The 18637-nt window shown below is 43.5% G+C and carries 20 protein-coding genes; 3 read left to right on the forward strand and 17 right to left on the reverse strand.

Going from position 1 to position 18637, the window contains the following annotated elements:
* Window positions 1-58: 58 nt before the first annotated feature.
* Both CTY48_RS13300 and CTY48_RS13305 read left to right on the forward strand, forming a co-directional pair.
* On the forward strand, window positions 59-1300 hold the full coding sequence (locus tag CTY48_RS13300) for an ammonium transporter (protein WP_099468966.1): 1242 nt from the start codon (window positions 59-61) through the stop codon (window positions 1298-1300).
* A 16-nt stretch (window positions 1301-1316) separates the two neighbouring features.
* A complete protein-coding gene (locus CTY48_RS13305) occupies window positions 1317-1661 on the forward strand; it encodes a P-II family nitrogen regulator (RefSeq protein WP_099470162.1) in 345 nt (114 codons plus the stop codon).
* 131 nt (window positions 1662-1792) lie between these two features.
* Here the strand turns inward: CTY48_RS13305 and CTY48_RS13310 are convergent, their stop codons facing one another.
* The 12 genes from CTY48_RS13310 to CTY48_RS13365 all read right to left on the reverse strand — a co-directional run bounded on the left by CTY48_RS13310 (window position 1793) and on the right by CTY48_RS13365 (window position 13380).
* Window positions 1793-2614: a formylglycine-generating enzyme family protein gene (locus CTY48_RS13310; protein ID WP_099468967.1), complete on the reverse strand. Its 822-nt coding sequence runs from the start codon at window positions 2612-2614 to the stop codon at window positions 1793-1795.
* Between the two features lie 6 nt (window positions 2615-2620).
* Window positions 2621-3886 carry a right-handed parallel beta-helix repeat-containing protein gene (locus tag CTY48_RS13315; protein WP_236354929.1) on the reverse strand — a complete coding sequence of 422 codons (1266 nt, stop codon included), beginning with the start codon at window positions 3884-3886 and terminating at the stop codon, window positions 2621-2623.
* A 324-nt stretch (window positions 3887-4210) separates the two neighbouring features.
* Complete coding sequence (locus tag CTY48_RS13320; RefSeq protein WP_099468968.1) at window positions 4211-5905, reverse strand: [FeFe] hydrogenase, group A; 1695 nt, start codon at window positions 5903-5905, stop codon at window positions 4211-4213.
* A 14-nt stretch (window positions 5906-5919) separates the two neighbouring features.
* Window positions 5920-7791, reverse strand: coding sequence for an NADH-quinone oxidoreductase subunit NuoF (nuoF, locus tag CTY48_RS13325; RefSeq protein WP_099468969.1), 1872 nt, complete (start codon window positions 7789-7791; stop codon window positions 5920-5922).
* Entirely contained in the window at window positions 7788-8267 is a 480-nt protein-coding gene (locus CTY48_RS13330) for a complex I 24 kDa subunit family protein (RefSeq protein WP_099468970.1), read from the reverse strand. The genes nuoF and CTY48_RS13330 overlap by 4 nt, the downstream gene beginning before the upstream one ends.
* 234 nt (window positions 8268-8501) lie before the next feature.
* Window positions 8502-8789, reverse strand: coding sequence for a DUF2325 domain-containing protein (locus tag CTY48_RS13335; RefSeq protein WP_099468971.1), 288 nt, complete (start codon window positions 8787-8789; stop codon window positions 8502-8504).
* 61 nt (window positions 8790-8850) lie between these two features.
* Window positions 8851-9282, reverse strand: a complete 432-nt coding sequence (locus CTY48_RS13340; protein ID WP_099468972.1) for a flavodoxin — start codon at window positions 9280-9282, stop codon at window positions 8851-8853.
* On the reverse strand, window positions 9279-9899 hold the full coding sequence (locus tag CTY48_RS13345; RefSeq protein ID WP_099468973.1) for a DUF3793 family protein: 621 nt from the start codon (window positions 9897-9899) through the stop codon (window positions 9279-9281). Before CTY48_RS13345 ends, CTY48_RS13340 begins: the two co-directional genes overlap by 4 nt.
* Window positions 9900-10097: 198 nt before the next feature.
* A complete protein-coding gene (locus tag CTY48_RS13350; RefSeq protein ID WP_099468974.1) occupies window positions 10098-10586 on the reverse strand; it encodes a transcriptional repressor in 489 nt (162 codons plus the stop codon).
* Between the two features lie 32 nt (window positions 10587-10618).
* On the reverse strand, window positions 10619-12811 hold the full coding sequence (gene feoB, locus CTY48_RS13355; RefSeq protein ID WP_099468975.1) for a ferrous iron transport protein B: 2193 nt from the start codon (window positions 12809-12811) through the stop codon (window positions 10619-10621).
* Between the two features lie 93 nt (window positions 12812-12904).
* Complete coding sequence (locus tag CTY48_RS13360) at window positions 12905-13126, reverse strand: FeoA family protein (protein WP_099468976.1); 222 nt, start codon at window positions 13124-13126, stop codon at window positions 12905-12907.
* Window positions 13127-13170: 44 nt separating this feature from the next.
* Complete coding sequence (locus tag CTY48_RS13365) at window positions 13171-13380, reverse strand: FeoA family protein (RefSeq protein ID WP_099468977.1); 210 nt, start codon at window positions 13378-13380, stop codon at window positions 13171-13173.
* Window positions 13381-13559: 179 nt separating this feature from the next.
* Here CTY48_RS13365 and CTY48_RS13370 point away from each other — a divergent pair, with 179 nt between their 5' ends.
* Complete coding sequence (locus tag CTY48_RS13370; RefSeq protein ID WP_099468978.1) at window positions 13560-13922, forward strand: metal-dependent transcriptional regulator; 363 nt, start codon at window positions 13560-13562, stop codon at window positions 13920-13922.
* A 98-nt stretch (window positions 13923-14020) separates the two neighbouring features.
* On the opposite strand, the gene CTY48_RS13375 is transcribed toward CTY48_RS13370, so the two are convergent.
* From CTY48_RS13375 to CTY48_RS13390, 5 genes are all read right to left on the reverse strand, one after another.
* Window positions 14021-16099 (reverse strand): heavy metal translocating P-type ATPase, encoded by a 2079-nt coding sequence (locus tag CTY48_RS13375; protein WP_099468979.1) that lies wholly within the window; start codon window positions 16097-16099, stop codon window positions 14021-14023.
* A gap of 95 nt (window positions 16100-16194) precedes the next feature.
* Complete coding sequence (locus CTY48_RS13380; RefSeq protein WP_099468980.1) at window positions 16195-16473, reverse strand: DUF6110 family protein; 279 nt, start codon at window positions 16471-16473, stop codon at window positions 16195-16197.
* An 18-nt stretch (window positions 16474-16491) separates the two neighbouring features.
* On the reverse strand, window positions 16492-16572 hold the full coding sequence (locus tag CTY48_RS20095; RefSeq protein ID WP_408609854.1) for a DUF6219 family protein: 81 nt from the start codon (window positions 16570-16572) through the stop codon (window positions 16492-16494).
* Window positions 16573-16683: 111 nt separating this feature from the next.
* Window positions 16684-17484 carry an ABC transporter ATP-binding protein gene (locus tag CTY48_RS13385; RefSeq protein ID WP_099468981.1) on the reverse strand — a complete coding sequence of 267 codons (801 nt, stop codon included), beginning with the start codon at window positions 17482-17484 and terminating at the stop codon, window positions 16684-16686.
* Between the two features lie 13 nt (window positions 17485-17497).
* The gene (locus CTY48_RS13390) at window positions 17498-18625 is read right to left on the reverse strand and encodes a taurine ABC transporter substrate-binding protein (RefSeq protein WP_099468982.1); all 1128 of its coding nucleotides are present in this window, start codon (window positions 18623-18625) and stop codon (window positions 17498-17500) included.
* Window positions 18626-18637 lie beyond the last annotated feature (12 nt).

Raw genomic sequence — 18637 nt, forward strand, 5'->3', positions numbered from 1 at the left:
GTTTTTATGCATAAAAACACAGCTCTCAAATACTTTAATATGAATTGGAGGTTATCTTATGAATTCTGGAGATACAGCTTTTATGATAATTGCTACTGCATTTGTATTTTTTATGACCCCGGGACTTGCTTTCTTTTATGGCGGTTTGGAACGTAGAAAAAATGTGTTAAACACGATGATGTCCTCATTTTTTATTATGGGCATCGCATCTGTTTTGTGGGTGTTAATCGGTTATTCCCTCAGTTTTTCAGGAAACAATCTGGGAATTATCGGCGACCTGAAATGGTTTGCCCTCAATGGGGTGGATGGCGAGGTCGGACCTTATGCCGCTACAATCCCTCATCTTAACTTTGCAGCATTTCAGATGATGTTTGCCATTATCACACCGGCGCTCATCACAGGCTCTGTTGCCGGACGTATGAATTTTAAGGCATTGTTCCTTTTTGTAATCGCATGGTCCTTTGTTGTTTACTACCCATTGGCACATATGGTATGGGGTACTGACGGCTTCCTCGGCGCAGTGCTTGGCTCCGTTGATTTCGCAGGCGGTAATGTTGTTCACATCAGCTCCGGCGTGAGCGGTTTGGTGCTTTCCATCATACTTGGTCAGAGACGCGGCTACGACAAGCTTTCTTACCGTATCCATAATGTACCGTTTGTCCTCTTAGGCGCTTCTATTCTATGGTTTGGCTGGTTCGGCTTCAATGCCGGAAGTGCTCTTGCAGCAGACGGCTTGGCAGTACACGCTCTTATGACAACAAACACCTCCGCTGCTATGGCAATGCTTTCTTGGATGCTCATTGATATGATAAAGCAAGGAAAACCTACCGTTGTTGGTGCCGCTACAGGTGCTGTACTCGGTCTCGTTGCCATCACACCGGGTGCCGGCTTCGTTCCGATCTGGGCTGCCTTTATCATTGGTGCTGTTGTAAGCCCGCTTGCTTACTTTACCGTATCCGTTGTGAAAAAACGTATCGGCTTTGACGATGCACTGGACGCTTTTGGCTGCCATGGTATCGGCGGTATCTGGGGTGGTCTTGCAACCGGATTATTTGCAAAAACCTCCATCAACGGTGTTGCACGCTGGGACGGCTTGGTTTATGGAGATTACCATCTTTTCCTTGCACAGGCAGTCAGCATTTTAATCACAATTGTAATTGCTGTTGTCGGAACCGTTATTTGTGCATACCTTGTAAAAATATTTGTTCCGCTTCGTGTAAATGAAGATGATGAGAAGAAGGGTCTTGATATCACACAGCATGGGGAAAGTGCTTACCCTTCCTTCAATGGATTGGATTAGGAGAGGAGACATGGCTATGATAAAAATAGATGCAATCGTGAGAGAAGAAAAATACGAGGAAATAAAAGACGCTTTGAGCGAAATCAATGTTCACGGTATTACTGTTTCTCAAGTTATGGGCTGCGGTGTTCAGAAGGGCTATTCCAGCATTATAAGAGGAACAAAGGTGGATATCAACATGCTTCCGAAAATCAAATTTGAAATTGTCGTTTCTTCGGAGGAATGGGTTGAAAAGGTCGTTGACGTGATAAGAAACAGCGCTTACACCGGAAACAACGGCGACGGTAAAATATTTGTCTATGAATTAAAAGACGCTGTCCGCATTCGTACGAACCAACATGGTCCGGCAGCAATTTACTAATATCCTATTAGTTTTCCGCAGGTTCATAAAGTGTAATACACTTTATTTACCATAAATCATACGTTATATTCCTTATAGAAAAAAAGCAGGCCCTAATCCCCTGCTTTTTTTCTGCATCTAAATTAATTGCCTTAGTACATCACACATCGAAATCCGATTCCGTCATTTTCTATCTCCTCACCGCTGGCGTTTCGATATGCAGACCTGGCATTGTCGGGAAAATCTCCCCAGCCTCCCCCTCTTATAATACGAGATGCACCGTCTTTTGCTCCCTGCGGATCTTTGCTTGCGGTACCGGAATAGGAATCTGCGTACCAGTCCAAGCACCATTCCTGTACATTTCCGTACATGTCATACACGCCCCACGGATTGGGCTTCTTTAACCCCACCGGATGAGTCGTTCCCTGTGCGTTGCTGTCAATCCAGCCGTATTCACCCGCACTCTCCTCACTCGCTCCAAAAAACCATTTGGTATCACTTCCCGACCTGCATGCATATTCCCACTGTGCCTCCGTCGGGAGGGTTATATTTCTTTGAGCCAGCTCACTAAGTTTCTCTGTAAATGCAACGCTGTCTGTCCAACTCACTGTATCAACCGGATTATCCGTCCCTTCAAAATGACTGGGGTTATCTCCCATCACCAGATTCCATTGTTTTTGTGTCACCTCATATTTTCCGATATAAAAGGCTTCTGTGATTGTCACCTTGTGTCTCGACTGCTCATCCTCGTCGCCTTCGCCTTCGTAGGATCCCATAAAAAAGCTGCCCGCCTCTATCAAAACAAACTCCATCGATACCCCGGCTGAAAGTTCAATGCGTATTTCCTCCGGCAACGCATTCTCTGCCTTTCTTTCATAGATAAATACCGATGCCCCCACAATGCAGGCAAGACATATTGCCCCGGAAATGACGATGTGTTTTTTCCTTATTCTTCTTTTTCTTGTATGCTTCATCTTATTCTAATTAAAGCAGCCCAAGCCCGTTAAATCACTGCCGCTTGCCAGTTTCATAAATGTAATCGTAGGTAAAACACCGTTTGTTCCCCTCGCATTTGTCATCTGGCTGGCATCAAGGCTTTGGAAGTCATCGCTTGACACACTTACTCCGCTCTTCGTCCATGAATTATTTGTCACATTGGCAGCCGGAAGATTTGCCTCTTCAATAATAATGCCCTTGTATGCGATATTATAGTGCAGTACTTCTCTCGTTCCTGCAATGTCCGTAGAATCCGTTGCACTTACACGCTCCAGCATGTTGAAATTTCCGTGAGAATTGTTGTATGCTGTATTGTAAGTCCACGTAGCTGCCTGTCCCGGCTGATGATTCGCATAAAAACCATGCCCCGCATTGTTTGCCGCCAAGCAATATTTTACAGTATGTACCGGCACGGTAGAAGGAACGGTTCCTGTGCCGTAACCTCCTATTTTAAAGCCGTTGGAATCTCCTCCTGCATTCATATTGTAAGCCCAGCATGTATCAAAGGTGTTGGAGCCCTTTGAGGTGATACAGTCGAATCCGTCATCGCTGCAATTCCATGCACGGCACTGCGTAAAGGTAACTCCGTTTCCGTGCGCACCAAAGCCGTCTGTATTTCCGATTGAGGTTGATGTTGCTCCGATATTGTTATAGGCATCACACTTGATACACTGCCCGGTTCCGTTATTTACAAAATAAAATCCATTTGCTTCATTATTATAGCAATATACCTGATTGAAGGTGGCATTTCCCTCTATTCGGAAGCATTCTGACTGCTTTTGGCTTCCCACCTTTACATTTGTTACATACATGCATAAAAAAGTAACATTTGTTACACCACTGGCAACTCGAAATGCCGCAACCCTCTTTGATGTGGAAACATTAGAGAAGTCAAAAATCGGAGGATTTTGGGAAGAATATGCCCGATAGGTGATGCCGCTCTTGGTGATATCGTGGACATAATTATAGTTACTGTCCGAGCTTGCAATCGTAAAGTCACTGTAAGTGCCGCCCAGCATATAAACGGTATCGCCGCTGGATGCGACTGACTGTGCCTTCGTGATGCTCTTATATGGCGAAGCATATGTTCCTGCGTTACTGTCACTGCCACTCGGTGAGATATAGTAATCTGCGGCTTCTGCCCGCATGCCGGCCCCCAGCAAACAAATCACCCCCAGCACTGTAAAAACAATCCATTTCTTCATTCCCTGAAAACCAATTGTTTTGTGAATCTCTGCGCCATTTTGCATACCTTTTTCCCCTTTCTTTGTAAATCCTTGTTTTGTGCTTGCTCCATTTTCATCGTATCCAATCCTTGTCCCATTTACAATCTTTTTTGTTCGCACTTTTTTACAAAAAAGCGGACAATTCCTGTTATAAGAAAGTGTGAGCCTTGCTCACACTTCGCGCCCGAGCGGGTTGCGTAGCAACTACTTCCACTCCGCAAGGTGCGCATAAATAGTTTTTATATCATAGGAAATTCGAAGGAATTTCCTATGATATAAAAAAATACCTGCAACAGCAGTCAGCTTCTAAAAGCTTTCTCTGTTACAGGTATTTTAAGCATACATCTATTATTTCACTACGAAATGTCTGTGGAACAGCTTATGTTCTTTTCCTTTTATCGAGGTCTGGTACATATGAAGCAATACCGGATTCTCATCTGGATAACGAATGTTAGACATTGCATCTGTCTTATAAAGTCCTTCCATACGTTTCTTCTTTGTTCTTGCTCCGGCAAACGGAGGCTGGCCTCCGCCCATGATACAGCCTCTTCGGCAAGCCATCACTTCAACAAAATCATAGCTTACTTCTCCAGCCTTTATTCTGTCAAGCAGTCTGCCTGCATCGGCAAGTCCGTGAACAACGGCAATTTTTACTTCTCTCTCTCCCAAAGTAATCGTTGCTTCCTTCACTGCATCTTCACCGCGCACTCCCGTGTAGCTGATTTCTTTTATATTCTGATAACTCTTCTCCTTGGCAAGTCGACGAAGAACAGCTTCTGCCACACCACCGGTTGTTCCGAATATCGTTCCACCGCCGGAGGCTACCGCAAACGGCATATCCGCTGCCTCAGCTTCCAATGCCCCAAATCGGATACCTACCTGCTTAATCATACGGATTACTTCCTGTGTTGTGATAACATAGTCCGTATCCTGCATTCCGTCGGTAAAGTTATCCGGTCTTAAAATCTCACCCTTTTTCGCCGTACAAGGCATGATGGATACTACGATTGTCTTCTTATTTTCCTTCTCATCCTTCTCCTTAAAGTGGTCCTTGATCAGTGGTGAGAACATACCCTGCGGAGAGCGGCAGGTGGATACATTATCTGTAAACTCCGGATATTTGTTTTCACAGTATTTTACCCAGCCCGGACAACAGGAGGTAAAGAGCGGTAATTTTTCGTCCTTTTCCAGACGCTCTGCAAATTCTTTCGCTTCCTCCATTACAGTCAAATCAGCTGCAAAGCTTGTATCATAAATCTCATCAAATCCCATGATGCGAAGTGCTGTCACTAATTTTCCAAAGCTGTTTTCACCCTTCGGAATATTGAAGCTGTCACCTACGGCAACTCGAACTGCCGGTGCCACCTGCGCTACCACACGCACATTCGGGTCGCTGATTGCATTCCAAACCTCTGTTACGTTCGTGCGAACGGAGATTGCCGCTGTCGGACAGACAACCGCACATTGACCGCAGCCTACGCAATCTGTCTCTGACAATGTTCTGTTGAAAGCAGGCATAACCTGAGTTTCAGAACCTCTGAATGCGAAGTCGATTGCCCCGATTCCTTGAATTTCATCGCAGGTACGCACACAGTCACCGCACAGAATGCACTTGTTCGGGTCACGCACGATAGAAGGTGAACTCATATCCAAAGGTATCTGCTTTTTATTATTTAAGAAACGAACCGCATGTACGCCGACACGGTATGCCAAATCCTGTAAGGAACAGGCACCGTTTTTCTGACAGGTTGTACAGTCTCTGCAGTGAGAGGAAAGAAGCAGCTCGATAATCAGGCGGCGGTAGGACTGGATTTTCTTTGTATTCGTGTAAATTACCATTCCCGCTCTCGGCTGTTCGGAACAGGAGGCAAAAATACGTCCTCTGTCATCTTCTACTACACACATTCTGCAAGCTCCATAGATGGAAAGCTCTGAGTGATAACAAAACGTAGGCAAATCAATTCCCGCTTTACGAATCAAGGAAAGAATATTTTTTTCGCCCTCGATAGGTACACGTTTCGTATCTATTGTTATATAATCCATAGTCAACCTTCCTCCTAGTTTTCTGTATAAATTGCATCAAACGGACAGTTTTCAATACAAGCACCGCATTTGATACATGTGTCAATATCAATGATAAATGGTTCCTTTACTTTTCCGCTGATTGCATTTACCGGACAGTTGCGCGCACACTTGGAACATCCCTTACATGTTTCCGGATTGATGATGTAACGCACCATTGCCTGACAGTTGCCCGTCTTACAGCGTTTGTCTACTACATGATCCTCGTATTCCTTGCGGAAATTCTTCAAGGTACTGAGTACCGGCAATGCCGCACTCTTTCCTAAGCCACACAGAGACGTTGCCGTAATCGCTTCACCAAGTTCCTCCAACGTATCCAAATCCTCCAAGGTTCCGTTTCCTGCCACAATGCGCTCTAAGATTTCCAGCATTCGTTTTGTTCCCTCACGGCAAGGTACGCATTTACCACAGCTTTCGTTCTGGGTAAAGTTCATAAAGAAACGTGCAACCTCAACCATACAGGTTCCTTCGTCCATAACTACGAGACCGCCGGAGCCAATCATTGCACCGAGCTTTGACAAGGAGTCAAAATCCAGCTTTACATCAAGATTATCTAACACAAGACAGCCGCCGGACGGTCCACCGATTTGTACTGCCTTGAAGTTTGCATCATTTTTTACACCGCCGCCGATATCGTATACGATTTCACGCAGAGTCGTTCCCATCGGAACCTCAATCAGACCGGTGTTATTTACGCTTCCCGTGATGGCAAATGCCTTTGTTCCCGGGCTGTTCTCCGTTCCGATTTCGTGATACCAGCCTGCTCCGTTTTGAATAATCATTGGAACATTGGCGTAGGTCTCTACGTTATTTAAAACGGTAGGCTTTCCAAAAAGTCCCTGTTCTACGGTTCTAGGCGGCTTTGTACGAGGCATACCTCTCTCGCCCTCAATGGAGGCGGTCAGAGCACTACCCTCACCACAGACAAAGGCACCCGCTCCGCGGTTGATGTGGATACGGAAGTTAAAACCGGAGCCTAAAATATTTTCACCCAGCAATCCGCTGTTTTCTGCTTCTTCTATTGCGATTTTCAAACGCTTGATTGCCAGCGGATATTCCGCACGCACATAGATATAACCTTCCTGAGCACCTACCGCATATGCGGCAATCGCCATACCTTCAAGCATCTTATGAGGGTCACCCTCCATAACGCTTCGATCCATGAATGCACCCGGATCGCCCTCATCACCGTTACAGACAACGTAGCGAATTTTCTCCTGCTGTCTTGCTACCTGCTTCCACTTATAGCCTGTCTGGAAGCCGCCGCCCCCGCGTCCGCGAAGGTTTGATTCACTTATTTCATTTACGATATCCTCCGGCTTCATCTCAAACAGAGCCTTTTCCAAAGCGCTGTAACCGCCTGCTGCTATATATTCTCCAATATCCTCTGCATTGATATGTCCGCAGTTTTTCAGGACATGTCTTGTCTGCTTTGCATAGAACGGAATGCTTTCCTGTTCTTTGTATACGTTTCCGTCCTGCTGGTACATCAAATGTTCTACCGGTTCACCCTTCAGAACAGTCGTGTTAAAAATCTCCTCGCAATCTTCTTCCTTCACTTTTATGTAAAGATAATTCCAAGGCTCAATTCTCACCAACGGTCCCATTTCACAGAAGCCATGGCATCCGCTTGGGTGAACGCCGACATGTGCTGCTTCCTCGGCAAATTCCAGTGTAACGCCTTCTACCCCTTTTGCCATCTCTTTCAGCTTGTTGTAAATTTTTCCTGAACCACCTGCAAGACATCCTGTTCCGGCACAAATTAAAATACGGCAATTTTCTTTTTTCATCTTATTTATTGCCTGTATTCTTTCCTTCTGAAGGTCTTCTCTTGTCTCTAATTTCATGCCTCTGCCCCCCTCAGTTCTCCGATCAGCTCGCTTACTTTTTCTGGTGTCATCGCCGGATATACCTCGTCATTGACAGTAAGCACAGGGGCTAGTCCACATGCTCCCAGACAGGATACGGTTTCCAGTGTAAACAGCATGTCCTCTGTTGTATGTTTTTCTTTTGTCAGGTTTAGCTCTTTATACAGTCTGTCCAAAATCAATGAAGATTTTCTAACATGACAGGCTGTGCCATCACAGACACGGATTACATATTTTCCCTTTGCCTCAAATGAAAAATTTTCGTAAAACGTTGCGACACTGTAAGCCTTTGCCTCGTTAATTCCCAATTGTTTCGCAACATAACTTAACAATTCGGCTGGTAGATATCGATAAAAAGTCTGAATATCCTGAATAATCGGAATCAGTGCTCTCTGTGTTCTACCGTGTTGTGCAATAATTTCATCTGCTTTGCCATAATACGATTGTTCCAACATTTTATACCTTCCTTCCCAAAATATATGTATATTCTACTATATTATTAAGAAGAAATAAAGTCTATTTTGTTAAAAATATATCAATTTTTCTCTTTTTTTCGCCGATATTCTATATTATTTTACTAGGAATAGTGTGTTAGGAACAACTACCTTCACTCTACGAGTTTACATAACAAAGGCACTCATTTCTAAACAAATGAGTGCCTAAAATTCTATCTTTTTATTCAACTTGTCTTACTCCGCCTTACAGAGTGTCTCTAATATATCATTCAAAGCATTGCCGCTGCTGGAATGGCAGCGTACTACATCAGTATTTTTCTTTTCCGCTTCCGCCAATGCGGAGCGTACCATTTTATGGGAAACCGTATTGGTAAACAAAATAATGACATCGGGACTTCCAATCTGCTCCCCAAATTTTCCTGACATCTTTGTGAAAATTTTAGCTTTACACTTGTACTCTTTGCAAATCTTTTTATACTGACAGACCATACGGTCGTGCCCTCCGATAATTACAACGCTCATAAATACCCCTTTCTATCTATCTTTTGTTTTGCCGCCGCCTTTCGGCAGCGGTCAAATTGTGTTACAGCGCTGCCAGTTCTTTTCCGAGCTCGCCGCACTGTGCCAGCACATCATCTCCCGGGTCATTATTGCATATCAGCCCTTTTCCACCTACAAGGATGGCACCGGCTTCCTTCATTCTTGCTTCCCAGTCTCTCATCCATTCTCCGTCACCCCAGTCATAGGAGCCAAATAGCGCCACATGCTTGCCGGATACGAACTTGGTCACCTCTTCCACAAACGGTTCCATCTCGTCTTCCTCAAGCACTTCTGAGCCCATTGCCGGACATCCCAGTGCAAATACCTGCGCTTCCTTTAAGGCATCCGCTGAAGCTCGTGATACTTCCAAAACCTCAACCTCTTTACCAGCCAAAGTTACTCCCTGACCGATTGCATTTGCCATTGCTTCTGTATTACCTGTCTGTGACCAAAAAATTACACTAATTTTACTCATCCTCTTATCCTCCTAGAATAGTTATAAGCCGAACCATATCCAATTATGTCCAGTATGCTTGCCCCCTGTGAAACCAAGCGTATCATCGTTTCCTTTGCCTCATTGAATTGCTCAAATATCTTTTGTTTCTCCGCTGCATTTTCATACACCTTCCAATAGCCGACCAGCAAAGGTTTTTGTCCCTTGTTTACAATAAAGCCATAGACATCCTCAACCGGATAGCCAAGTGCTAACCCAAGCTCATGAGGGAATGTATCTCCTCCTCCCATGTACTGCTCGTACTTTAATCTGAGTGCTATAAGAAATCCGTATAAGTCACAATACCCATAGCCAAGCAGCTTCAGCAGCTCTCTTGCTTCCTTTTGAAGAAGATACTCTGTCAATTCCGTCTCGCGGTATAATAAAAAGGTTATCTTTTCTTCTCTTTTGCATAGGATAGAAAATGAAATTCCACTGTCCTGAAACAGTTCTATGACATGTTTTGCATTGCTCCTATGAACAATCAGCAAATTGGATATCTTGATACCGCTCAGTAAGGGAGCGCACTGGATGGCTATCTGTATTTCCAAATCTCTCATATTCATATTTTTGATTATCTGCAATACATCGTGGCTCATTTTTCCTCCTCTGGTTAGTTATACCTAACTTACGTTTATATTATCTAATTATATTGATTTTGTCAATATAATTAATGATTTCATTTTATCAATAAGCATTATTTCTCGATAAAAAAAAGTGATACTAGGATTTCATTCCCAATATCACTTTTTCTATTCATAACAAGCAAATTTGCCTGCAATTTTATTTGTATTCAACTACTTGCATACTTCCCCAGCACAATCGCATTGTCTTACTATGACATTTTGAATATTCTGGTTATCCAGATAGCCACACACTCTTAAGCCTTCTTTAATCACGCTGTTCCAGCTCTTGGCTGAAAAATGATATACCGTGCTGTCATCCAGCTCAATCGTGCACACATCCTCCAGCTCACATTTGTCAGAGCATGCAACTTTATACATGTTTTTCCGGCTGATAGCCCCGATTTCCTCTAATTTATTAATCATGCGATATACCGTCGCACTTCCGATGTTTCTGTCGATGCTGGACGCCTTATAATAAATTTCTTTACAGCTTGAGCACTCATTTTCGAGAATAACCCCCAGTAGCAAAAGTCTTTGCTTGGTTATTCTGCAGCCGTTTTCCTTCAGCCGCTCTATGATAATATCCCGCTGCATTTGGGTTCTTAAATAGCTATCGCTGTCTTGCCTTACCTTACCTGCACTATTTTTATTCCGGGCCATAAATTCCTCCCATCTATCAACCAGCGTGTACGCTATTTGGCTTTCGCCGTTTTTTTCATATCAACTTTTAGTGTCTTACTCTGGCTGTACGGTCTGAACAGTAGGTAAACAAAACCAATAATCAATAAGAATGCAACTACGGTTCCGATACCGAATGCTCCGGTTGTCACAAGTGTTCCGATTTGGAATACACACAAGGACACCACATATGCCAGCAATGTCTGGTATCCGACTGCAAACCAGAACCATTTTGTATTGTTCATTTCTCTCTTAATCGCGCCCATCGCCGCAAAACAAGGTGCACAAAGAAGATTAAACACAAGGAAGGAATATGCCGCAATCGTTGTTAAGCTTGCTGCAAGGCTTCCCCATATTTCGGTTCCGTCCTCTGCCACTTCCGCAAAACCAAACAAAACACCAAATGTTCCGACTACGTTCTCTTTGGCAATCAGTCCCGTTACCGCTGCCACTGCAAACTTCCAGTCGCCCCAGCCAAGAGGTACAAAAATCCAAGCGATTGCTCCGCCAATTTTCGCCAAAATACTATGATCTAACTCTAAAGTATCCAACATTCTAAACTGTCCGTCCACAAAACCAAAGCTCATCATGAACCACAACGCAATTGTGGAAAGAAGGATGATAGTACCTGCCTTCTTAATAAAGGACCAGCCTCTCTCCCACATACTTCTTAAAATATTTCCTACTGTAGGCATATGATAAGCCGGAAGCTCCATAACAAACGGTGCCGGATCTCCTGCAAACATCTTTGTTTTCTTCAAGATAATACCGGAGCAGATAATTGCCGCAATACCGACAAAATATGCACTCGGTGCAACCCAAGGTGCTCCGCCAAACAATGCTCCTGCGATTAATGCGATAATAGGGAGTTTCGCACCGCAAGGGATAAAGGTTGTCGTCATAATTGTCATTTTTCTGTCACGGTCGCTTTCGATTGTTCTGGAAGCCATAATTCCAGGAACACCACAACCGCTTCCGATTAACATAGGAATAAAGGATTTTCCGGAAAGTCCGAACTTACGGAAAACTCTATCCATAATAAACGCAACTCGCGCCATATAGCCGCAAGCCTCCAAAAATGCAAGGAAGATAAACAGCACAAGCATCTGAGGAACGAAGCCCAGTACCGCTCCGACACCGGCTACAATACCATCTAAAATCAAACTGTTCAGCCAGTCTGCTGTACCGATTGCAGATAAAATATAGTCAAAAATAGCAGGGATACCCGGTATAAAGAGAGCTTCGATACCGAATAAGTGCCAGCCATCACCAAACACGCCGTCATTTGCCCAGTCTGTCGCCCATGTACCGACTGTCGTCACGGATACATAGTATACGCAGAACATAATAACTGCAAAAATCGGAAGTGCAAGCCATCTATTTGTCACAATCTGGTCAATCTTATCAGATGGGGTCAGATTTCTTGACTTACTCTTTGTCACACACTCGTTAATGATAGAGGAAATATAGGTATATCTCTCATTTGTGATGATGCTTTCCGTATCATCGTCAAACTCTGTTTCAAGTTTCTGGATATCTGCTTCCACATCCGGAATGCTCTTCATCTGACTCTGAATCTTGTCATCCTTTTCCAAAAGCTTGATTGCAAAAAATCTCTTTTGCTCCTGTGGAATATCATTTCCTAATTTATTCTCAACGCTTTGAATTACCGTTTCAACGCCCTGTGCAAACTCATGAACCGGAACCGCTGCGTTTTTACTCTGCGCAAGCTTTACCGCTTTTTCCGCTGCTGCCTTAATTCCCGTACCCTTTAAGGCGGAAATCTCCACTACTTCACAGCCCAAACGTTTACTAAGCTTATCAATATGTATTTTCTCTCCGTTTTTTTCCAGAATGTCCATCATGTTGACTGCCATGATAACCGGAATACCAAGCTCCATCAGTTGGGTGGAAAGATACAGGTTTCTCTCGATATTTGTACCGTCCACAATATTTAAAATAGCATCCGGTCTCTCGCCAATGAGATAGTTTCTCGCTACCACTTCTTCCAGCGTATAAGGAGATAAAGAATAAATTCCGGGTAAATCCATGATGATAACCTCTTTATTACCCTTTAGCTTTCCTTCCTTTTTTTCAACGGTTACGCCCGGCCAGTTACCAACGAATTGATTGGATCCTGTCAACGCGTTAAATAATGTTGTTTTTCCGCAGTTTGGATTACCTGCAAGTGCGATTTTTATTGACATCTCAAAACTCCTTCTGCTCTATGGCTATTGTTCTCTCCAAATTACTCATATTCTTGTCATTTTGGTTAGTCCAGACTAACCCCTTAACAAAAATTATTCCACTTCGATCATCTCTGCGTCAGCTTTTCTAAGAGATAATTCATATCCTCTTACTGTCACTTCAACCGGATCTCCAAGTGGGGCCACTTTTCTTACAAAGACTTCTACGCCTTTTGTAATTCCCATATCCATAATTCGTCTTTTCACAGGTCCTTCGCCTGTTAATTTTTTAACCTTTACCGTCTCGCCGATGGTTACTTCTTTTAATGTTCTCATAAAGGCTCCCTTCCTTCTTTATTGGTTCTGTCAATCATTCCGCTTTAAACAAGTATCTTGTTTGCCATGTCTTTACCAATTGCAACTCTGGAATCCTTCACATTAACAATCATATTTCCGCCTATTTCGGAAATAACCGTCACAGTTCCCCCTGTCACAAATCCAAGGTTCTCCAAAAATCTTCTTGTTTCTTCTTTTCCGCCAACCTTTTTTATAACGCTCGGTTCTCCTGCTTTTACCATTGTTAAAGGCATAGTATCATCCTCTTTCTCTTTTAAAGTTGATAATGATTATCATTTTCCTACTATTTAGTATATTCTAACTAGCATTAGTTGTCAAGAACTTTGTATAAAATTTGAAATAATTTTACTTTTATGATATACTTGAAAAGGTTACTCGAAACAAAGTTTATGATGAGATTTGGGGTATTAATATGATTAATGAATCTGCTGAAAATTATTTAGAAACGATTTTAGTATTAAGCAAGCAGCTGCCTGTTGTTCGCGCTGTTGATGTTTCCAATGAACTTGGCTTTAAAAAATCAAGTGTGAGCATCGCGATGAAAAACCTCCGTGAAAAGAATCACATCACGGTTACCGATGCAGGATTTATTTACTTAACGGATTCAGGAAAAGAGATTGCCGAAATGATTTATGAACGCCATCAGTTCCTTTCCGCCTGGCTGATTAAGCTTGGTGTGGATGAGACAATTGCTTTGGATGATGCTTGTAAAATTGAACATGTGATTAGCAAGGAAAGCTTTGAGGCAATCAAAACGTATGTTAAATTGAATTAAACAAGATGAAGCTAAAAACAACTTCATTTACCATGAATAAAAAACCAAGTATCTCTCCTTTTTAGGAAGACACTTGGTTTTTTATGCGTTCTCTATTCTTATTCTGTCAACAGATTTTTCATGCTGTTTACGCTGACTACCAGCGTAGACGTATTGTGAAGCAATGCCGATGCAGTCGGTTGGATAAGTCCGGTAACTCCGAGAAGAATCAGACCAGAGTTAAAGCCTACAATGAAACGATAGTTGCTGCTAATCCTCTTCATCAACGAGTCACTGATCAACTTTAACGTGACAATCTCAAACAGATTATCCGCACTTATCGTGATATCTGCTACCTCTCTTGCAATCTCTGCCCCATCACTTATAGCAATTCCCACATCCGCCGCCGCGAGCGCCGGAGAATCGTTGATACCGTCTCCAACCATAATGACTTTTCTGCCCTTGGCGCATTCTTCTTCTATAAATTTCGCTTTATGCTCCGGCAGTACCTCAGAATAATATTCGTCCACTCCCACACGCTCGGCTATCGCCCTTGCAGTCCTCTCGCTGTCTCCCGTCATCATGACGATTTTGCGGATGCCTGCCTTTCGAAGAGAGTTAACCACTGCCTCTGCCTCCTCGCGAAGCGGATCTTCTATACAGATGACCGCCGCAAGTTTATTCTCAATTGCCAGATAGAGATGAGAGTGCTCTTTGGGCAATTCCTGAAACTTCTCTTCCATTCCTTCCGGTATCGTGCATTTCTCATCCTCAAATACAAAATGGTAGCTTCCGATTACCGTTTTCTTTTCATAGAGTGTCGTAGATATTCCATGTGCCACAATATATTCCACTTTGGAATGCATTTCCTCATGCTCTAAATTCTTTTCCTTCGCCGCATGTACAACTGCCTTTGCAACAGAATGAGGGAAATGTTCCTCAATGCAGGCGGCAATACGAAGCAGCTCATCCGGCTCCTCACCGTTAAAGGAGATAACTGATACAACAGAAGGCTTTGCCTTTGTGAGCGTTCCCGTCTTATCAAATACAATCGTATCCGCTTCCGCAACATATTCCAAATATTTTCCGCCCTTCACCGTAATGTGATAGAGACTTGCCTCGCGAATCGCAGAGAGTACGGAGATCGGCATGGCAAGCTTTAAGGCGCAGGAAAAATCCACCATTAAAATAGACAATGCCTTTGTCACATTTCTTGTCAGCAGATAACAAAGTCCCGTGCCGAGTAATGTATAAGGAACAAGCCTGTCCGCAAGATGCTCTGCCTTGCTCTCAAGCGATGATTTTAATTTCTCTGACTCTTCAATCATGGTGACAATCTTTTCAAATTTGCTGGAGCCGCCGACCTCCTCAATCTGAATGGTCAGCTCTCCTTCCTCTACAACTGTTCCTGCATAGACAAAGCCGTCCTTACTTTTTCTTGCCGGAAGAGACTCACCTGTCAGGGAAACCTGATTAATCATGGCTTCTCCTTCCACTACCTTGCCGTCAAACGGAATCAGATTGCCCATATGGACAACGACCTTGTCTCCGACACGAATATCAGTATATGGCACGAGCACTTCTTTCCCGTCAGCTAAAAGCCATACCCTTTCTACGTTTAAGGACATACTTCTAGCCAAATCATCGACCGATTTCTTATGTGTCCATTCCTCCAAAAGCTCCCCGACACCAAGCAAGAACATAATCGAAGCTGCCGTTTCCAAGTCACCTCGCACAACCGATACGCCGATTGCCGTTGCATCCAGAACCGCAACCTCCATCTTTCCTTTGGCAAGAGATTTTACACCCTGATAAATATATTTCAAAGCGTTCACCGTGGTATAGAGCGTTCTGATCGGCGCCGGTACAAACAGCTTTCGGCCAAAACGCATCAATACCTTAAAAATAAGCTTTTCCTGATATTGCGCATTTAAGGCTCTTCCCGAATTTTCAATAAGCCCTGCCGGCGCCTGTACGTTCTCATATTGAAACTCCTTCAATGCCGTTATAACCTGCTCTCTGTCTCCGACATAGTTGATTACAGCGTCTCCGGTCCGCTCGTACACCTTGACAAAGGTTACAAACTTCATGTTGTGCATATAGTAAAGCAGCGTATCAGCTTCTTGAAAGGTCATTTTTTCTTGGACCGCATGAATACGAAGGCGCCCCTTTATTTCGTGTTTTATAATAAATCTCATGGCTTTCTCCTTTCAAAACAGAATATATTGTATAATAAGAAATTCCTATCATACAACAAACACCTGCAACCATGCAGGTGTTATTCGCCGCTCAATTATTCTGCTGTATCGCTGTCTCCCTGAATTTCCTGCTCTGCAGCTCTCTCTTCATTAATCTGCTTTGCTTCCGCAAGAATATCCTCAGCATTTTCCTGAATGTCGTTGGAGACCTTCATCACACATTCCTTCGCTCTGAGTGCTGCCGCTGTCGTATTGGTATAGAATTTCTTTGCATCCTTGCTGGATAAAACCTTGATACCAGCCGTTCCAAATAACACACCTGCTGCAAAAATTCCTGTCTTCTTCCAATCAATGCATTTTAAACAATCCAACATATTCATTCCTCCGTTATCTTATTTGTGTTTATACCCGGTATAAAACGTCATAACAAGGCAAAAAAGCATAGCCGTTGACCAAAATTTATGTTTTTTCATCCCAAAACGCCTCCTTAGTGACAATTTATATTATTATACCACATCTTGCAACAAACTTTCCATCTGTTCCTATTCATTTTTGTAATATTTTCGATAATTTTTAGAATTAATTTATTGTTGGTCGTTTATCAGCTTTAATATATAGTTTCTCTTTTGATGGAAGCTCTCCGTATATCTTGCATCGTCAGTACTGTCTTCCATGTAGGACTTTGTAAAATCCACTTCAAAATCTGCCACTATTTTTCCCGGATGCTTAGACATTACAAGAATACGGGTTCCCAAAGCGAGTGCTTCGTCCACATCATGTGTGATAAAAAATATTGTTTTTCCTGAAATCCACCATATCTTTCGAATCAGACTCTGCATCTGCTCTCTTGTCAGAGCATCCAATGCACCAAACGGCTCATCCATCAGCAAGATTTCCGGATTATTGATTAAGGCACTGGCAATGGCTGCCCTCTGCTTCATGCCTCCGGATAATTCATACACCTTTTTATCCGCAAACTCTGTCAATCCGACTTCCTCCAAATATTCCTCCACCGCTTTGGTTATTTCGTTTTTGGGCACCTTCTGCATTTTCGGACCAAATGCAATGTTCTGGCGAACCGAAAACCATTCGTAGAGAGGCGGCTGCTGGAACACAACACCCCTGTGAGAATCGACTCCTTTTATTTCGTTCTGGTTTAACTTCACGGTTCCGGTCGTCGGGGTGATAAAGCCTGCCAGTATATTTAAAAGCGTACTCTTTCCACAGCCGCTCGGTCCCATGACGCAGACAAACTGTCCGGAATAAATGTTAACATTAATATTTTCAATTGCAGGGACGTTTCCTTCTCCCTCGTCATAGAACAAAGAAACCTCTTCCATTGATAGCAGTTCATTGTTTGTTTCAAAAAAGTTTTCGACGCTCATACTCATCCCTCTTTTATTCGTTGGATTTTAATGCTGCCTCCACATAGGACGGATCAATTGCAGCTTCAAAGGCTGACAATTCAGGAGAAGTACCGATATTTCCCTGTTCCTTGTGAAAATCAGAAATTGTCTTCAATGTCTCTGCAAGCTTTCCTTTGCCGGCTGAGGTACCAAGGTAGTCGTCGGTCAACTGTTCTTCACCAGATACCCATATATTATCATTGACCTGCCCCCTCGCATTTTCCTCCGTTGCACCTTCCCACTCTGCCACATCGGCTACAGACTGGTCTGCGTTGTTTTGAATTGCGCTATATACGTTGAGCAATGCTTTTACATACTGGTTTACTAATGTAGGGTATTTTTCTGCAAATTCTGTTCTTGCCACTGCGATTTCCGGAATGCTGATTCCCTGCTCTGCAAGCTCACCGTCGTTTGTGAGGATTGTGCCGTCCTTTAACACCTCATCAAGTGCCGGACTCCAAATGTAGGTTGCATCGATATCGCCTCTCGTCCAAGCTGCCGCAATATCTGCACCTCCCATGTCAAGCAAGGTAACGTCAGACGCGGTAAGTCCTGCAATCTCCAGCGCTTTTAACAGAGCATAATGTGCGGTTGTTCCAAATGGAACACCTATTGTCTTGCCCTTTAACTCTTCCACTGAACTGACCCCAGCATCATTTTTAACGGCGAGTGCCTCAATATTTCCACCGGAAAGGTAGCTGACAAAAACAGCCTTGTAATCAATTCCGTTTGCAAGTCCAAGCGCAATCGGGGAAGAGCCAAACGATGCCACATCCACATCACCTGCTACCACCGCATTGTTGATATCTGTTCCCGCGGAATAGTTTACCGCATTTACCTTGACATCAATGCCCTCCAGAAAATTTTGCTGGATTAAGATTGCTGATTCTGGTCCTCCCTCAATGATTCCCACATTGATTACGTCAGGATAAGTTTCGCCTGTAATCGGGTCAACGTTTGCATCCGCTGATGTATCTGCTTTGCTTTCTGCCGATGCCTCTGTCGCTGTTTGTTCGGCAGAAGTGGCTGCCTCCTTGGTACCGCATGCCGCCAGCTGGCTTCCTGCTGCCAGTATCAATCCGGTTATTAATAATGTTTTCACTTTTTTCATTGCTCTCATAATGTTTCCTCC

The organism is Konateibacter massiliensis (assembly GCF_900184995.1).
Lineage (GTDB): Bacteria > Bacillota > Clostridia > Lachnospirales > Lachnospiraceae > Lachnotalea > Lachnotalea massiliensis.

What these genes read in the sequence shown, in the direction of transcription:
- CTY48_RS13300 (WP_099468966.1), top strand. Translation starts at nt 59, where the DNA reads ATGAATTCTGGAGATACAGCTTTTATGATAATTGCTACTGCATTTGTA.
- CTY48_RS13305 (WP_099470162.1), top strand. Translation starts at nt 1,317, where the DNA reads ATGATAAAAATAGATGCAATCGTGAGAGAAGAAAAATACGAGGAAATA.
- CTY48_RS13310 (WP_099468967.1), bottom strand. Translation starts at nt 2,614, where the DNA reads ATGAAGCATACAAGAAAAAGAAGAATAAGGAAAAAACACATCGTCATT.
- CTY48_RS13315 (WP_236354929.1), bottom strand. Translation starts at nt 3,886, where the DNA reads ATGCAAAATGGCGCAGAGATTCACAAAACAATTGGTTTTCAGGGAATG.
- CTY48_RS13320 (WP_099468968.1), bottom strand. Translation starts at nt 5,905, where the DNA reads ATGGATTATATAACAATAGATACGAAACGTGTACCTATCGAGGGCGAA.
- nuoF (WP_099468969.1), bottom strand. Translation starts at nt 7,791, where the DNA reads ATGAAATTAGAGACAAGAGAAGACCTTCAGAAGGAAAGAATACAGGCA.
- CTY48_RS13330 (WP_099468970.1), bottom strand. Translation starts at nt 8,267, where the DNA reads ATGTTGGAACAATCGTATTATGGCAAAGCAGATGAAATTATTGCACAA.
- CTY48_RS13335 (WP_099468971.1), bottom strand. Translation starts at nt 8,789, where the DNA reads ATGAGCGTTGTAATTATCGGAGGGCACGACCGTATGGTCTGTCAGTAT.
- CTY48_RS13340 (WP_099468972.1), bottom strand. Translation starts at nt 9,282, where the DNA reads ATGAGTAAAATTAGTGTAATTTTTTGGTCACAGACAGGTAATACAGAA.
- CTY48_RS13345 (WP_099468973.1), bottom strand. Translation starts at nt 9,899, where the DNA reads ATGAGCCACGATGTATTGCAGATAATCAAAAATATGAATATGAGAGAT.
- CTY48_RS13350 (WP_099468974.1), bottom strand. Translation starts at nt 10,586, where the DNA reads ATGGCCCGGAATAAAAATAGTGCAGGTAAGGTAAGGCAAGACAGCGAT.
- feoB (WP_099468975.1), bottom strand. Translation starts at nt 12,811, where the DNA reads ATGTCAATAAAAATCGCACTTGCAGGTAATCCAAACTGCGGAAAAACA.
- CTY48_RS13360 (WP_099468976.1), bottom strand. Translation starts at nt 13,126, where the DNA reads ATGAGAACATTAAAAGAAGTAACCATCGGCGAGACGGTAAAGGTTAAA.
- CTY48_RS13365 (WP_099468977.1), bottom strand. Translation starts at nt 13,380, where the DNA reads ATGCCTTTAACAATGGTAAAAGCAGGAGAACCGAGCGTTATAAAAAAG.
- CTY48_RS13370 (WP_099468978.1), top strand. Translation starts at nt 13,560, where the DNA reads ATGATTAATGAATCTGCTGAAAATTATTTAGAAACGATTTTAGTATTA.
- CTY48_RS13375 (WP_099468979.1), bottom strand. Translation starts at nt 16,099, where the DNA reads ATGAGATTTATTATAAAACACGAAATAAAGGGGCGCCTTCGTATTCAT.
- CTY48_RS13380 (WP_099468980.1), bottom strand. Translation starts at nt 16,473, where the DNA reads ATGTTGGATTGTTTAAAATGCATTGATTGGAAGAAGACAGGAATTTTT.
- CTY48_RS20095 (WP_408609854.1), bottom strand. Translation starts at nt 16,572, where the DNA reads ATGAAAAAACATAAATTTTGGTCAACGGCTATGCTTTTTTGCCTTGTT.
- CTY48_RS13385 (WP_099468981.1), bottom strand. Translation starts at nt 17,484, where the DNA reads ATGAGCGTCGAAAACTTTTTTGAAACAAACAATGAACTGCTATCAATG.
- CTY48_RS13390 (WP_099468982.1), bottom strand. Translation starts at nt 18,625, where the DNA reads ATGAGAGCAATGAAAAAAGTGAAAACATTATTAATAACCGGATTGATA.